14 protein-coding genes are annotated in these 16,303 nt (G+C 54.8%); 11 read left to right on the top strand and 3 right to left on the bottom strand.

Going from position 1 to position 16,303, the window contains the following annotated elements; genetic code table 11:
• Nucleotides 1–70 precede the first annotated feature (70 nt).
• Nucleotides 71–604 (bottom strand): hypothetical protein, encoded by a 534-nt coding sequence (locus APA10_RS03640; RefSeq protein ID WP_003623783.1) that lies wholly within the window; start codon nt 602–604, stop codon nt 71–73.
• A gap of 1 nt (nt 605) precedes the next feature.
• On the bottom strand, nt 606–1,796 hold the full coding sequence (locus APA10_RS03635; protein WP_174714283.1) for a magnesium transporter CorA family protein: 1,191 nt from the start codon (nt 1,794–1,796) through the stop codon (nt 606–608).
• A gap of 187 nt (nt 1,797–1,983) precedes the next feature.
• Here APA10_RS03635 and trpB point away from each other — a divergent pair, with 187 nt between their 5' ends.
• The 10 genes from trpB (at nt 1,984) to APA10_RS03585 (ending at nt 14,668) form a co-directional block, all read left to right on the top strand.
• Nucleotides 1,984–3,303 carry a tryptophan synthase subunit beta gene (gene trpB, locus APA10_RS03630; RefSeq protein ID WP_003623779.1) on the top strand — a complete coding sequence of 440 codons (1,320 nt, stop codon included), beginning with the start codon at nt 1,984–1,986 and terminating at the stop codon, nt 3,301–3,303.
• On the top strand, nt 3,300–4,133 hold the full coding sequence (gene trpA, locus APA10_RS03625) for a tryptophan synthase subunit alpha (RefSeq protein ID WP_003629738.1): 834 nt from the start codon (nt 3,300–3,302) through the stop codon (nt 4,131–4,133). Before trpB ends, trpA begins: the two co-directional genes overlap by 4 nt.
• A gap of 33 nt (nt 4,134–4,166) precedes the next feature.
• Nucleotides 4,167–5,420: a TIGR03862 family flavoprotein gene (locus APA10_RS03620; protein WP_003629739.1), complete on the top strand. Its 1,254-nt coding sequence runs from the start codon at nt 4,167–4,169 to the stop codon at nt 5,418–5,420.
• Nucleotides 5,417–6,895: an ATP-binding protein gene (locus tag APA10_RS03615; protein ID WP_003629740.1), complete on the top strand. Its 1,479-nt coding sequence runs from the start codon at nt 5,417–5,419 to the stop codon at nt 6,893–6,895. Before APA10_RS03620 ends, APA10_RS03615 begins: the two co-directional genes overlap by 4 nt.
• A 52-nt stretch (nt 6,896–6,947) precedes the next feature.
• The gene (locus APA10_RS03610) at nt 6,948–8,132 is read left to right on the top strand and encodes an ATP phosphoribosyltransferase regulatory subunit (RefSeq protein ID WP_035365844.1); all 1,185 of its coding nucleotides are present in this window, start codon (nt 6,948–6,950) and stop codon (nt 8,130–8,132) included.
• 67 nt (nt 8,133–8,199) lie between these two features.
• Complete coding sequence (locus tag APA10_RS03605) at nt 8,200–9,489, top strand: adenylosuccinate synthase (RefSeq protein ID WP_003623768.1); 1,290 nt, start codon at nt 8,200–8,202, stop codon at nt 9,487–9,489.
• Between the two features lie 222 nt (nt 9,490–9,711).
• Nucleotides 9,712–10,401: a phosphate regulon transcriptional regulator PhoB gene (gene phoB, locus APA10_RS03600; RefSeq protein WP_003629743.1), complete on the top strand. Its 690-nt coding sequence runs from the start codon at nt 9,712–9,714 to the stop codon at nt 10,399–10,401.
• 19 nt (nt 10,402–10,420) lie between these two features.
• A complete protein-coding gene (locus APA10_RS03595; protein WP_003629744.1) occupies nt 10,421–11,728 on the top strand; it encodes a sensor histidine kinase in 1,308 nt (435 codons plus the stop codon).
• Nucleotides 11,729–11,801: 73 nt separating this feature from the next.
• A complete protein-coding gene (gene pstS / locus APA10_RS03590; protein WP_003623764.1) occupies nt 11,802–12,836 on the top strand; it encodes a phosphate ABC transporter substrate-binding protein PstS in 1,035 nt (344 codons plus the stop codon).
• Between the two features lie 164 nt (nt 12,837–13,000).
• Entirely contained in the window at nt 13,001–14,668 is a 1,668-nt protein-coding gene (locus APA10_RS03585; RefSeq protein WP_003623763.1) for an OprO/OprP family phosphate-selective porin, read from the top strand.
• Between the two features lie 102 nt (nt 14,669–14,770).
• Here APA10_RS03585 and APA10_RS03580 read toward each other — a convergent pair whose 3' ends face one another.
• The gene (locus APA10_RS03580; protein ID WP_003629747.1) at nt 14,771–15,214 is read right to left on the bottom strand and encodes a hypothetical protein; all 444 of its coding nucleotides are present in this window, start codon (nt 15,212–15,214) and stop codon (nt 14,771–14,773) included.
• 219 nt (nt 15,215–15,433) lie between these two features.
• On the opposite strand from APA10_RS03580, the gene APA10_RS03575 reads away from it, so the two are divergent.
• Entirely contained in the window at nt 15,434–16,300 is an 867-nt protein-coding gene (locus APA10_RS03575) for a glycosyl transferase (RefSeq protein ID WP_035365845.1), read from the top strand.
• Nucleotides 16,301–16,303: the final 3 nt, after the last annotated feature.

Here is a 16,303-nt window from a genome sequence, read left to right as displayed (position 1 = left end):
TCAGCCAGCACTATGGGGCCGTATAATAACGACGGCCAGATGTATCGTCAATAACCTTGTGGGGTGGGCTTTATGGCGTGGGTGCGGGCGTAATGGCAGCATTCCACCCAGCGCGCGTTAGCCACACGGCAGAAACTGACATATCGGGAGAGATAAAGCTGTTGACCTGAGACCACAGTTGGGAAGGGTGCATAGTGCGCGTAAGCCCACCGGAAATCTGGTCCCGCGAACACGGGCCGTTCAGGTGCAGGCTGTCTTCCTTCAGGGTGGTTGTGAGTTGGCACGTACCTGTTTGCCCATTTTGCAGGTCAGGTGCTGTGCCTTCTACATCCGCAGTGAGCAATGGGCGCATGGTGGTATCCAGCAGCATTAATTCTCCAGCTACATGGCCTTCTGTTGAGGGGTGAAGCCCCACAAGAAGCCGTTTGCCATTGTGCGAAGAAATGGCGGCATAACGCAGCGGCTCGGTGCTGAGATGATCAAAAAATGCCTGATACCCATTGGGTGGCGGAGCCTGAACCGGTGTGGAAGAAGCTGCATGTGCCGTAGCAACGGCCCCCATAAGAGAGGCGCAGAAAAAAGCCGTTTTCCAGAACTGTTGCATCTTACTTAATTCCTCCCAGCCAGCCTTTTTTCCAGAACCACAGTAGAGGCAATACAATGGTGGAGGCCATAAGCCCGAGTGAATACCAGTATCCGAAAGACCAGTTCAGTTCAGGCATGTTCTTGAAGTTCATACCATAGATGCCGGCAATCAAAGTGGGGGCCACCCCAATGAAGCTGACAACTGTCAGTACCTTCATCACCCCATTCTGTTCAATGTTGATAAAGCCTAGCGTGGCATCTAGCAGAAATTCCACTTTGTCCTGCGCTTGGGAAACATAGGCATCTAGCGAGGAAAGGTCTCGGCTTACGGTGGTAATGCGCATCCGCAGCGGGTTGGAAAGCGCATAAGCGGCGGCAGTATTGCTTTCCCCCTCTTGGGGTACGGAATCCGTGGTGATGTGGCGTGTGCTCAGCATATATCCGGGGGTGGGGATGGCGCTGGCCGTTTTGCGGCTTTCGCTCAAAAACAGGGCAATGCGCTCCATACCCAAAAGCGTATCGCGCATACGTGAACACAGATTGCCCGAACTGCCCACGCGCTGAAGCAGGTCACGCTGCCAAGAGGCAATGTTGCGCACTGCAGACCCGGAAGGGCGGGTGCGGAAAATATCGTGAGAGAGGGTATCCAGCAGGTCTCCAACGCTTTCCAAAATATCGGCCAGCCGGTCTACAATGGTTTCAATCAATGCCACCAGAATTTCCCCGGCATGCAGGGTCGCATCATGCTGGGTGTGTAACGGGGCAGAGGGAGCCGCGGTGGATGCAGGCGTAGGAGCCGTTGTTTCTGGCGTGGGAATGGCATGGGGGGTGGGCATAACCTGCGCATGGTCCGCCACAAGCAACGCCACGGTTTCAAAAGATTGGTAAGCCTGAAAGCGAATAGTGAACAGCCGGTTTTGCGTGAGAATAAAGCCTACGGGTGTTGTCTGAAATTCCGGGCCGGTTTTTTGTAATAAAGGGGAGGAAAGAAAGGCCGCGCCATTGCGCACACTAATGCGGGATGAACTTTCAATTTCGTTCAGATCATCCAGTGTAGGAATGGGCTGGCCACATAACTGGGTTGCCAGAGCCTGTTCCTGCGGTGTGGGGTCTAAAAGGTCCAGCCATACGGCATCGGCGGCGTCGGCTGCGGTCTCAATAGCCCGTGCGGGCATACCAGGCCGGTGGGCCAGGAACATGCGATTCTCCATTTGTGTGCGCGCGCTACCGAAGGCAGGCAGGGCCACTGTTTTCTGAACACAGAATGTCAGGTGGCGATGTGGGCTGCAAATATTCAACTGTTACAAATTATGCGGCCTTCTACATGTTTCTGGCAAGGTTACGTGGTTGCAGGGCTGTGCAACGCCTTACGGTATCTGGTAAGCCTGCGGCTTCGTTATGACAGGCGATGTCAGGCTTTTACATATCTGGCAGGCGCGGTTTTTCACGCGGTATGGGAGCGGCAGACCAGAAATGGCAGATCCGAAGGAACACGGCACGTCAGCGGTGCATAGCAATTCCCTCCGGCACCAGCCGGATGAGCGGGGGCATTTTGGTGGGCGTCATGGGGGCCGTTTTGTAGCGGAAACCCTTATGCCCCTCATTCTGGAACTGGATGAGGCCTATAAGGTCGCCAAGGCTGATCCGGCTTTCCGGAAGGAGCTGGATTATTATCTGAAAGATTATGTCGGCCGCCCCAGCCCACTCTGGTTTGCCCAGCGCATGACGGAAGAATTGGGTGGCGCTAAAATTTTTCTTAAGCGTGAAGAACTCAATCATACGGGCTCACACAAGCTCAATAACGTCATGGGGCAGATTTTGCTGGCTCGGCGTATGGGTCGCACCCGTATTGTGGCGGAAACCGGTGCCGGCCAGCATGGTGTGGCCACGGCAACCGTATGTGCCCTGTTTGGCCTGAAATGCGTGATCTACATGGGTGCCACCGATGTGGAACGGCAAAAGCCCAACGTGTTCCGCATGCGTCTGCTGGGTGCGGAGGTGGTGCCCGTTACCTCCGGCGCAGGCACGCTGAAGGACGCCATGAACGAGGCCATGCGTGATTGGGTGGCCAATATTGCCGATACCTACATGCTTATTGGCACAGTGGCAGGCCCGCATCCGTATCCGGCTATGGTGCGTGATTTCCAGAGCGTGATCGGCACGGAAACCAAGGCCCAGATGAAGGCCGCCGAAGGCCGTCTGCCAGATGTTGTGGTGGCGGCCATTGGCGGTGGTTCCAACGCTATGGGGATTTTCTATCCGTTCCTGGATGACAAATCTGTGCGTCTGATTGGTGTGGAAGCCGCTGGCCACGGGCTGGATAGCGGCAAAACCGCAGCTTCTATTGAACGTGGGCGCCCCGGTGTGTTGCATGGCAACCGCACATATCTGCTTCAGAACGCAGATGGGCAGATTGAAGAAGCACACTCCATTAGCGCTGGGCTGGATTACCCCGGAGTAGGGCCGGAGCATTCATGGCTGCATGATATCGGCCGCGCAGAATACGTAGGCATTACGGATAATGAGGCACTGGATGCCTTCCAGTTCTGCACACGCATGGAAGGTATTATTCCTGCGCTGGAATCCGCCCATGCTGTGGCATATGCCGCCAAAATTGCGCCTACGCTTTCCAAGGATACCCTGCTGGTGGTCAACCTTTCTGGCCGGGGTGATAAAGACATCTTCACTGTTGCCGAACATCTGGGGGTCAAGCTGTGAGCCGTATAGCAGCCCGTTTTAAAGCACTTGCGGCCCAAGGCCGCGGCGCGCTTATTCCGTATCTGGAAGCGTATGATCCGGATTGGGATACATCGCTCGAACTGCTGCGCAAAATGCCCGCTGCTGGCGCAGACCTGATTGAAATTGGCATGCCTTTTTCAGATCCCTCCGCCGATGGCCCGGTTATTCAGGCTGCTGCCCGCCGTGGCCTTAAAGCCGGGGCCACGCTGGCAGGTGTGCTGGATATGGTCACGGACTTCCGCCAGCAGGATAACGAAACCCCCATTATCCTTATGGGGTATCTGAACCCGGTAGAATCCTACGGGTATGAACGCTTCTGCCGTGATGCCGCCAGCGCTGGTGTGGACGGGCTGATTCTGGTGGATCTGCCGCCAGAGGAAGCCGATGTGCTGGCACCATTTGCCAAGGCCAATAAATTGGACATCATCCGGCTTGTGGCACCTACCACATCGGATGAGCGCCTGCCTTATGTGCTCTCTCACGCATCTGGCTTTGTGTATTACGTCAGTATTACGGGCATTACGGGCACACGTTCTGCCACTACGCATGATCTGGAAGCTGCTATTCCACGTCTGCGCAAGGTTACCAAATTGCCGATTGCCATTGGGTTTGGTGTGCGTACGCCGCAGCAGGCGGCTAATGCTTCCAGCATTGCAGATGGTGCGGTTGTGGCTTCGGCCCTGCTTTCTACTTTGGCGGAAACGCTGGATGACAAAGGCCGCGCTACGGCAGAAACGCTTCCGCGCGTGTTGGCGCAGATTGAAGATCTGGCAAAAGCCGTGCGCAGTGCTGACGGAAAGGCGGTATGATTCCGCTTTTCCGATTCCAGTAATATTTTGTCCATGACACACGCTTCAGCCGCAAACATCGTTATTGTCGGGGCTGGCCCTGCGGGGCTGGCTGCGGCGGAGTATCTGGCGCAGGCTGGATACTGCGTGCAGGTGCTGGAGCGTATGCCCAGTGTTGGCCGCAAGCTGCTTATGGCGGGGCGGGGTGGGCTAAACATCACGCATTCCGAACCGCATGAGGCCTTGATGCGGCGTTATGGGGTGGCGCAATCTTGGTTACGGCCAGCATTGGATGCGTGGACAACCCAAGATATCCAGCACTGGATGGAAGGGCTGGGGCAAGCCCATTTTACAGGGTCTTCCGGCCGCGTATTTCCTTCGGCCATGAAGGCATCTCCGTTGCTGCGTGCATGGCTGGCGCGGCTACGGGAGCTTGGAGTTGTGTTTCATACCCGCACAGCATGGAAAGGGTGGGACGCCCAAGGCAACCTGCTTGTGCAGCGCGAAGGGCAGGATGAACCACACCCCATGCAAGCAGATGCCACATTGCTGGCGCTAGGCGGGGCAAGCTGGCCACGCTTGGGCAGTGCAGGGGGCTGGGTTTCGGTTCTGGCGCAGCAGGGTGTAAATATAGCACCATTACAGCCCGCAAATTGTGGTTTTGAAACAGCGTGGTCTGATCTGTTTAAGGAGCGCTTTGCAGGCGTGCCGCTTAAGCCTGTAGCTCTCAGCTTTGCAGGGCAACGTGTGCAGGGTGAAGTGATGGTAACGGCCAACGGGCTGGAAGGCGGCGCGATTTATGCGCTGTCTGCTCCTATCCGGGCTGCAATTGCCGAAGAAGGCGTGGCCATTGTGATGGTAGATTTGCGCCCGGATATGCCAGAACAGGAAATAGCCCGCCGTCTGGCCGCCACCCGCCCGCGTGAGAGCCTTTCCAATAAATTACGCAAGGCATTGCGCCTGCCGCCTGTTGCCGTTGCACTGCTGCGTGAAGGGGGGCAGGATATCCCTTCTTCTCCTCAAGCCTTGGCTGCGCGGTTAAAAGCTGTACCCGTTGTGTTGAGCGCTCCGCAACCGCTTGCCCGTGCCATTTCCACCGCTGGTGGCATTACGTCCGACTCCTGCACAGATGGTTTTATGCTCCGTGCAGTGCCCGGTGTGTTTGTGGCGGGTGAAATGCTGGATTGGGAGGCCCCAACCGGCGGCTATCTGCTGCATGCCTGCCTTGCCACAGGGCGCGCGGCGGCAAAGGGCCTACAGGCATGGTTGCAGGATACAGGGGCTAAGCGGTATCCCCTCCAGCCATGAGCAGCATGATTATAATGGGTGAAGTGCCGGGGGGTGGCCCGGCGCAATTAGATCTGGCCGAACTTCTAGCCACGCGCCTGCTGGTGCAGGGCAATTCGGGGTCTGGTAAATCGCATTTGCTGCGGCGGTTGCTGGAGCAATCTGCCCGCATGGTGCAGCAGGCGATTATTGACCCGGAGGGGGATTTTGTCAGCCTTGCGGAAAAATTCGGCCATCTGGTGATCGATGGCGTAGACCATTCCGAAATGGCGCTGCATGCGGCGGGTGAGCGTATGCGCATGCACCGTGCGTCTGTTGTGCTGAATCTGGAAGGCTTGGATGCAGACCAGCAGATGCGCTGGGCGGCTGCATTTTTGGGCGGCATGTTCGAGGTGCCGCGCCAATACTGGTATCCGGTGCTGGTGGTGGTGGATGAAGCCCAGCTTTTTGCCCCAGCCGCCGCAGGGGAGGTTTCGGACGAAGCCCGGCGGGCATCCCTCGGCGCTATGACAAATCTGATGTGCCGTGGTCGTAAACGTGGTCTGGCCGGGGTTATTGCCACACAGCGTTTGGCCAAGCTGGCTAAAAACGTGGCCGCAGAGGCTTCCAACTTTTTAATGGGCCGGACATTTCTGGATATTGATATGTCCCGCGCGGCAGATCTGCTGGGGATGGAGCGTAGGCAGGCCGAATCGTTCCGTGATCTGGCGCGCGGCACCTTTGTTGCTCTTGGTCCGGCCCTGTGCCGCAGGCCAACGCCGGTGCGTATTGGCACGGTAGAAACAGAAAGCCGTTCTGCCGGGCCGGTTCTTACACCGTTTGAGCCGCCGCCAGCGCCTGTGCATGATCTTATTCTGGCTCCCGTGCCTGTGCAGGATATGCCTGTCCGCCCCCGCAAGGCACCTGCGCCTCCGCCGCCTGATTTGCTCACCCAACTTGCTGCACATGGTGAGGCACAGGCCGCCCAAGCCGAGCAGGAAGCCCCCGAAGAAACATCCGAAACCCAAACCGAGCGTGAAGCCCGGATGCGCGCCATCCTGCGTGACATGATGGAGGATGAGGAAGCAGCTTTTCGTCCGGCACCTGTTTTGTATCAGGATTTTCTGGTGCGGTGCCGTATTGCTGGGCTTGGGCGCAATGCGCTGGATATGCGGCGCTTTAACCGGGCCTTGGCTACAGCCCGTAGTGGGGTGGATGAAGAAACATCCACCCAGCCCGAATGGCAGGAGGCCGAAGCTCTGGCCTCCACCTTGCCGGAGGACCTTCAGGCTGTGGGGCTTTTTCTGGCCCGTGCTGCGCTGGAGCGGCAGCCATGCCCATCTGATGCCGCTATTGCGCGGGTGTATGGCACGGTTTCAAAAGGGCGTGCGCGCCGTTTGCTAGGCTGGTTGGAAGACCAGAATCTGATTGTTTTGCGTGCAGATGGCATGGGCCGCCGGGTGCTGACTTTTATTGGCACAGGGTGGGAAACCCTGCCCGGCAACGCAGATGGCTGAAAAAACCACACCTGTTAGAAGCATATAGCGCAAAAAGTGCCCCTTTGCGGGCATGACGGGCACGCCATGCAGTGCTATAGCCCGAAGCATGACGGAAGACCCGCCTTTCAGCCCGGCGCTGCTGCCCGCAGGCTTTGTAGATTTTTTAACACCCGATGCCCGAACCGAGGCAGAGGGTGTTGCCACGCTTATGGACGTGTTTGCATCCCACGGATACGACCGCGTGCGGCCTCCTCTTATAGAGTTTGAGGACACGTATCTGGCGGGTGCCGGTGCGGCCCTTGCGGAACAGAGTTTCCGGGTGATGGACCCGGATACCCGCCGCATGATGGTGCTGCGCCCGGATATTACGCCGCAGGTTGCCCGTATGGCGGCAACGCGTGTGGCCAGCACACCGCGCCCGCTGCGTGTTTCCTACGCCGGTGTGTGTGTTGTGGTGTCCCCCGTGGCGGCGGAAGAAAGCAGCCGCCAGATTATGCAGACAGGTATCGAACTGATAGGCCCGGATTCGCCAGAGGCGGATGCAGAGGTGATGTCTGTTGGGGCGGAAGCTCTTGAGCGTCTGGGTGTGAAGGATGTTTCCTTCGATCTCACCATGCCGCCCTTTATTCCGGCCCTGCTGGAAGAAAGCAAAGTGCCCGAAGCGCAGCGTGCAGCCCTTATGCGTGCGTTGGACCGTAAGGATTCCGCCGCTGTGGCCGAGCAGGGTGGGGCACTGGCCAGTACGCTTATTGCATTGCTGGAAGCCACAGGTCTGGCCGAACATGCCGTAGCGCGGCTGACGGAAATTACCCTTCCACCCAAGGCGCGTGCTGTTCTGGACCGTCTGGTAGATACGGTGGCCGCCCTGCGTGAGCAGTGCCCCAACCTGCGGATGACGGTGGACCCGGTAGAGTTTCGGGGCTGGAAATATCATACAGGTGTGTGTGTGACGCTGTTTGCCGTTGGTCGTTCGGAAGAGCTGGGGCGCGGTGGTCGTTACCTGTGTAATGATAATGAACCCGCCTGTGGGCTGACGTTGCGCCCAGATGTGCTGTTCCGCATGATTCCGCCAACCCCTGCGCGCCCTCGTGTCTATCTGGCACCGGGAGCAGATAAGCGGGAGGCCGTACGCCTGCGCACGCAAGGTTACGCCACGCTGGCGGCATCTTCTCTCACCGCAGAGCCAGAGGCCGAAGCACGCCGTTTGGGCTGCACGCATGTATTGCGTGGTACCAACTGCATGGCCTTGTCATGATTTTTCCCCGTAAGGGGCTGTATTCTCTTTCAGTTAGCGGCAAGATTCTTTCAGGAGCACACCATCCATGTCCAACGTAACCGTGATTGGCGCCCAGTGGGGTGATGAAGGCAAAGGCAAAATCGTAGATTGGCTAGCCAGTCGGGCCGATATTGTTGTGCGCTTTCAGGGTGGGCACAATGCCGGGCATACGCTGGTTGTGGGCAATCAGGTTTACAAGCTTTCCCTGCTGCCTTCCGGCGTGGTGAACAACAAGCTGGGCATTATTGGCAATGGCGTGGTGGTGGACCCGCAGGCGCTGCTGGCAGAAATTGGCCGTATTCAGGAACAGGGGCTGGAAGTTACGCCCGATACGCTCAAGATTGCAGAAAATGCCCCCCTGATTCTGCCTGTGCACGGTGCACTGGATCGCGCGCGTGAGGCTGCGCGTGGTGATCGTAAAATTGGCACCACGGGCCGTGGCATTGGCCCAGCGTATGAAGATAAGGTGGCCCGCCGCGCTATCCGCCTGTGTGATCTGGCCGAGCCAGAAACGCTGGACTGGAAGCTGGATGAACTGCTGCTGCATCACAACACCCTGCTGGCAGGGCTGGGTGCACCCGTATTCACCAAAGAAGAACTGCTTAAGTTCCTGACAGATATCGCCCCTAAAGTGCTGCCTTATATGGCGCCTACTTGGGATATTCTGGATGACGCCCGTCGTGCAGGCCGCCGCATTCTGTTTGAAGGTGCGCAGGCTGTCATGCTGGATGTGGACCACGGCACCTATCCGTTTGTTACCAGTTCCAACACAGTTGCTGCCAATGCGGGTACGGGTTCGGGCATGGGCCCAACGGCTGCGGGTTTTGTTCTGGGTATTGCCAAGGCGTATTGCACCCGTGTGGGTGAAGGCCCGTTCCCCACAGAACTGCATGATGAAACAGGCCGCCGCCTTGGCGAACGTGGGCATGAATTTGGCACCAACACGGGCCGTCCGCGCCGTTGTGGCTGGTTCGATTCCGTTCTGGTGCGTCATGCCGTGCGCGTTGGTGGTGTAAACGGTCTGGCGCTTACCAAGCTGGATGTGCTGGATGGTCTGGATGAAATCCGGATTTGCGTTGGCTATGAACTGGACGGCCAGAAGATCGAACGCTTCCCGTCCGCCCCGGCAGCGCAGCAGCGTGTGCGCCCGGTTTATGAAACGCTGGAAGGCTGGAAGGAAACCACCCACGGTGCACGCCGCTGGGCAGACCTGCCAGCGCAGGCCATTAAATACGTGCGCCGTATTGAAGAGCTGGTGGGTGCACCTGTTACCCTGCTTTCCACCAGCCCAGATCGGGATGACACCATTCTGATGCGCGACCCGTTTGAAGATTGATCCGGCAGGCAATGCGTTTGTAACAAAAGGGCCTTCTCCATAAGGGAAGGCCTTTTTTTGTTGCAACTTTGTGAGGGTTTCACAAAACTTTCATACGGGTACTTTTTGCCCGATATATAAGCGGTTTTCACACATGATCTCTTTCTTGCGAGGTGGCGGGACGTTGTTTTTTGCTGTGAGAACCCCCTATCTTTCAATCATGTTACAAAAAGCAGGGAAAGCATGAATAAGGCAGATCTTCTGGTGGTTGAGGATGATCCGGCACTCTCCCGGCTTATCGGCTACAATCTTGAAAAGCAGGGATATGCAGTCCGCGTTGTTGGGGATGGTGAAGCAGCGCTTGAACAAGTGCGCCAAAAACGCCCTGACCTGTTGCTGCTGGACTGGATGCTGCCAGGTATTTCTGGCTTGGAAGTGTGCCGCCAGTTAAGAGGGCAGCCCAAAACAGCAACGCTTCCTATTGTGATGTTAAGTGCGCGTGGGGAAGAAACAGATACGATCCGCGGTTTAGATACCGGAGCGGATGATTATCTTGTAAAACCCTTCAGCATGGAGGCGTTGTTTGCGCGCGTAAAAGCCATGCTGCGCCGCTTGCCGCCAGCAGATAAAACCCTGCGGTTTGATACACTGGTGATGGACCGGGTGAGCCACAAGGTGGAACGTAGCGGACGTTTGCTGGCTCTGGGGCCAACCGAATACCGTCTGCTAGAATTCTTTATGCTCAACCCGGGTAAAGTTTTCTCTCGCGAGGAGCTTTTGAAACATGCTTGGGAACGCAGTTCTTTTGTGGAATTGCGCACGGTGGATGTGCATATCCGCCGCCTGCGACAAACCCTGAATGAAGGGGATGAGCAGGATCTTATCCGTACAGTGCGAGCCAGAGGGTATGCGCTGGATCTGCCGCACGGCTAGAACAGGGTAAATTTTTGGCATGGTTGCACAGGCATGGCTGATAATGGGGGAAGGGGCCATGGTTGGTGCAGCCATGGCAACTTTGGGTGGCATGGTGCTTGGGCGTATGCGAGCCTCTGTAAGCCGTGTGCCTGTTCTGGCTCGGCGCAGCCCCAGTAAGGAAGTTTCTCAACCTTGCCTGGAGCAGGTTATGGCCTGCCTGCCGACTGCCATGCTGGTGATAAATGAAACACGCGGTTTGTGCGTGGTTTCCAAAATGGCTGAACAACAGTTTGATGGAGACCTTGGCAGTATAGTGCGCCATCCGGCGTTTCAGGCCAAACTGGATGTGGTGCTTGCGCAAAAGGCAGGGAGCACACAGCCGGGGCGCGTACGTGTTATTTTGGATATTCCACGGCTACGGGTGGTTCAGGCTGTTTTACAAAAACAGACTCTGCCAGCAGCCTTGTTGCCAATAAGTATGCGCCGGGAAAACACATCCCCCAATGCGCAAACAACATTGGTGTTTGTTGATCTGTATGATGAAACAGATGCTGTTGTTGCAGAACGCCAGCACACAGATTTTGTGGCCTTTGCCAGCCATGAACTACGCACGCCTTTGGCCGCATTGCTAGGATTTATAGAAACTCTGCAAGGGCCAGCTGCAGATGACCCTGTGGCACAAAAAGAGTTTTTGGAAATTATGGCCCAGCAGGCCAAGCGGATGCAGAACCTGCTGAACAGTCTGCTTTATCTTTCCCGCGTGCAAATGCAGGAACACCAAAAACCGCGGGAAGCGGTGAAGTTGGTTGATCTGTTTGATCAGTGCCAGACAGAAGGGGATCTTCTGGCTGCCGGTTTGCCTGTTACGGTTGATGTGCAGCCGCCAGAAGACAAGAACTGGCAGGTTGCCGGGGATGAAACACAGCTTTTGCAGGTTGTGGTTAATCTTGTTGAAAATGCCATAAAATATAGCCTTGTTTCAGAAAAAACAAAGGCCGGTAAACCTGTCTCTATTACCATAACCTGCCAACAGGCTGAGGCTGATCAACGTTGGCCATCTGCGCCAGGTATTGTGCTGAGTGTAACAGATAATGGCCCCGGTATTCCGGCCCGGCATCTGGCCCGTTTAACAGAACGGTTTTACCGCGTGGCCAAAACTGCGGCGGCTGTGCAGGGTAGTGGGTTGGGGCTTGCCATTGTGCAGCATATTGTCAGCCGGCATGCAGGACGTTTTGTGGTGGAAAGTGCAGTGGGGCAGGGCACATCCTGCCATATCTGGCTGCCACTTTTGCCGTTAGTGGCTGATCATTCATTAAACTGTCACCAAACTGTCTTGCAGACGTAACCCATTTTTGCGTTCCCTCCTTTACGAAGCAGAGGCGGCATGTACTGGTGCCGTTTTGTGTTGATGCTTAGGGATGCTCCCCAAAATGCGTTTTTCTTTTCGGTCTGAAACCTGTGCTGCTGCGGTTGCCTGCTTGCTGGCTGCTGTGCCCTCTTTTTCTCATGCACAAAGTGTAACTGGTGCGGGATCCAGTTTTGCTGCCCCGATTTATGAGGCTTGGGCCTCTGCCGCCAAAGCAGATACAGGTGTTAATGTAAATTATCAGACTGTAGGGTCCAGCGCTGGGCAAAACCAGATTTTGGCTGGCACGGTGGATTTTGGGGCATCTGATGCACCTATGGATGCCAAAAAGCTGGAAAGTGCACATCTTTTTCAGTTCCCCACCGTTATGGGTGGAATTGTGCCGGTTGTGAACATTCCGGGCATTAAGGCAGATGTGCTGGTGCTGAGCGGTGATGTGCTGGCTTCTATTTATTCCGGCGATATCACCAGCTGGAATGATCCAAAAATTGCAGCACTCAACCCGGGTGTTTCCCTGCCAGATACGGCTGTTGCTCCTATCCATCGTGCAGATGGGTCTGGCACAACGTTTGTGTTTACATCCTACCTCGATCAGTCTTCCAAAAATTGGCATGATCAGTACGGCGCAGGCACATCCATCAGCTGGCCGGGTGGTTTGGGCGCACGTGGGAACGATGGCGTATCTGCCACCGTGCAGAATACCGAAGGTGGTGTAGGGTATGTGGAATATGCTTATGCCAGCCGTAACCACCTGACCACCATTCGCCTCAAGAACAGTTCTGGTCAGGCCGTTGCAGCCTCTCAGGCTAGTTTCTCTCAGGCAGCAGAAGCTGCAGATTGGAAAAATGCTTCGCATTTTTCTGTCAATTTGCTGAATACTTCTGGCGCACAGGCATGGCCGATTGTTTCTGCCACTTATGTGCTGGTGCCGCTGCCTGCACGTAACCCTGCGCGTGATGAAGCTGTAAAGCGCTTCTTTATCTGGGATTTTGCCAAGGGCGATTCCATTGCAGCAAAGCTGGATTACGTGCCACTGCCCAAGGCTGTTAAGGATAGCATTCAATCCGCATGGCAGGCTGGTAAATAAGCAGTTTTTAATACCCTTATTTCAATAATATATTTTATCATGGAAAGCGGCCCCTTTGTGGGCCGCTTTTTTCATGAAACTGTCATGAAACCATCATCTAAGCGTCACGCACAAAAAGTTGGAATAAAGTTATTCACCACGCATCGCTCCTCTTCTGTTTTGGAATGGCCATGATGCGTCGTTGTTCACCGCTTCTTCCATCTTTTGCATTTGCTTCTATTTTGATGTCTGGAATCGCCCCAGTGGCCGAGGCTTCCAGTTCAGATGATGCCCAGATCCGCGCCCTAAAAGCCGAAATGGCTGAAATGCGGCGTGAAATGATGGGGCAGATCACACATCTTAAATCTCAGATCGCTCAAAATGAAACACGGCAGAAAGGCCCTGTTTCACGCCGGACTGCACGTACAACGGCACAGAACGGGTATAAGTTCCCTGAAAAATATGCTGATAACGATGTAGATCCCAACGTAAAGTTTGGTGAACAAGTTCCGCATAAAAACATTCTGCTGAACAACGGTGTTGGCACGCCTCCTTCTGATCGTGGCATGACGACATCATGGAAAGATTTCAAGGCAGCGACGCAGCAGGACGAAAACGTGCACGTTGGTGGCATGACCATCGGTTTCCCCAAAGGACGCTTTACGGTTGCATCTGAAGATGGAGCTTACGGTTTGTCCATTGGTCTGGCATTCCATGAAGACTTCGGGGGCTTTATGGGTATGTCTCCGCGTCGGGGCGAGACCAAGGGTGATTTCTCCAGCTTTACAGAAAACGCACGCCGCCTGCGTATTCCATTCACCTTCCGGTATAAAGACTGGGTGGCAAACGTAACGCCTGATTTCGGGTCCGGCAGCGCGGATGGGTCTGATGGCCTGTATGAAGCCAACCTGAACTATACCGGCTTGCACAACACCATCCTGACAGTAGGCTACTTCCAGCCTCGCGTGACGGAAGAAGATTCCGAAAGCTCCAACGATTTCGAAATGATGGAACGTCCTGCCATCACGGATATCGTGCGTAACATTGCCGCAGGCGATGCCCGCTTTAGTGTTGGTGGCTTGCATTATGAAAAACGCTGGTGGATTGCAGGGTATTTCACAGGCCAGACATTTGGTAACCGCGCCAAGGATACCAACATTGGCGATAGCCAGACAGGCGGCACCTTCCGTGTTGCCGGGCGCCCCTATGTTTCTAAAGACATAGACGTGCATCTGGGTCTTTCTGCCATCAGTGCGTTCAAAGTGAACGATGGCACAAATGGTCGCACATATACCTTTAAGGAAGCACCAGAAGTTAACCTGACAACAACAGCGTTGTTGAACACAGGAGCCCTGCGCAACATTGGTTCCGTGTGGTCTGCGGGTCCGGAACTCGGCTTCCGCTGGAAAAAGCTGGTGCTGAAGGGTGAATATTACCACATCGGCGTAACCCGTAACCAGCAGCAGGGCGGGCAGTCTCTGCCGTCTCTGTCGTTCGAGGGTTACTATGGCGCGGCCAACTATACGCTGTTTGGCAAGCCGCGTATGTATAACGAAAAAGAAGGTGCTTTCTCTGCACCGGGTGTGGAACACGAATTTGACCCCGCACATGGTTACTGGGGTGCGCTGGAACTTTCTGGCCGTTACAGTGTGGCTGATTTTGATGATACGGCAAACAGTGTGCGCGGTGGCCGCCAGACAGTATGGTCTGGTGGGGTGAACTGGTATCCCAACCGCCACTTCCGCGTGATGTTGGACTTCAACCACTTTATCGTAACGCGTAACAGCCAAGCCTATAACATTCTTGGACGCGACGGAAATTCCGTTGCTGCCCGTGTGCAGGCGGCATTCTAAACCCAATATTTTGCCACTAAAAAAGGGATCGTTCCGCAAGGAACGATCCCTTTTTGCTGTTATTAGCCCGCGTAATATGTATGGGCTGATAAAGCGTAGCGTTTACTGCTGAGGCATGTAGCCAGCATTGGGCGCAGGCAGCACGTTTTTGTAAGCAACCATGCAGGCTACATACGCATTGTTGTACTGGGTCTGAATTCCACCCTGCTGGCTGTTGGAATATGCACTGCCACCAAGGCCACCACCCAATGCGCCAGCTGCGGCGCCAATGCCGGCACCCGTGCCGCCACCAACAGCAGCACCTAAGCCAGCGCCAAGCGCAGTGGTTGCCAGCCCGCCATACAGGACCTTCCGATTCTGGCTACCGGCCTGACCATGAACAGCAGCAGCAGCCTGAGAACGGCAGAAATTCTGTTCCTGCAGAAAGGTACCGTAATCCTTACCGGGGCCGGGCAATACCTGTGCAGTCGGGCCCATGGGCGTTTCAGCGCAAGCAGCCAGCAAAAGTGCCGGCAGAAAGGCAAACGCTGCTTTATGAAGTTTCATGTATATTTGTCCTCTGTATATAAGCCATGATACATACGTATATATGGTAGATAATCATGCCATTTTTAAGGAAAAGAAAGAATGAAAATATGACCAAGAAAAGCTTTTTTACAAGATAAACGGTCCTGTAGTAATTAAGAAATAAACTAGCCTTACTTCTGTTTGAAGCGTTGGCTCTTTCTGTTATGCAAACGTTTATTCTAATAACAAAAAATCAATATGAAAGACTTACGAATGAATGCCGTAGTGAAACTGTTTGTTGGCTGTGATCCAAATGATTGTGACCTCGAACAGTTAATGGTGTTACACTATAGTATTACAAAATATAGCAGTTTGCCGGTTGATATTACTTTCATGCAGCTTACGCGTGATCCTTCCAGTTTTTGGTATTCTGGCCTGAACCCGGAGGAAGGCTGGAATACAACGGAATGGCCAACGCCTTTTTCTGGCTTCCGTTGGGGGATTCCTGCCTATTGTGGTGGCAAAGGCCGTGCGCTGTATATGGATGCTGATATTTTTGCCCTTTCAGATATTGCTGAACTGTGGAACCAGCCTATTCCACAAGGTAAGGTGATGCTCGCATCTGGCCATGGGCGAGATTTGCGGCTGGGTACCCTGATGTGGGATTGCGAAGCCGCCATGAAGCTTTTGCCCCCATTGGCAGAAATCAAGAAAGACGCTTCGGCCCACAAAAAGCTGAAAACGTTTTTTGAAAAGCATCCCGAATATATCCAGCCGCTAGATCCTGCCTTTAGCAATCTGGATGGCGATGGCATGTCGCTGGAAGCGTTAAAGTTCCTGCATTATTCGGATATGGGCACGCAGTTCTCCCACAAATATTCCTTGCAACGTTTGAAGGGGGAAGATCGCAAACACTGGTTTGATGGCACAATTTACAACCATCCGCGCCCAGATCTGCAACAGAAGTTTGATGAGCTTTACAAGGAAGCGCTGGCAGCAGGGTTCAGCCTGGATACTTACCGGGTAAAAGAACATTTTGGCGTTTTGCCCAAAAAAACGCAGGTGCGTTACAAGGGTAACAAAATTACACGCTCTGTATTTCGGTTTCTTAAACCCATGCAGTAACTA

The organism is Acetobacter pasteurianus subsp. pasteurianus LMG 1262 = NBRC 106471, assembly GCF_000285275.1.
Lineage (GTDB): Bacteria > Pseudomonadota > Alphaproteobacteria > Acetobacterales > Acetobacteraceae > Acetobacter > Acetobacter pasteurianus.
Note: the sequence above shows the minus strand (reverse complement) of the source record. Positions and strands in the feature narration are given on the sequence as shown.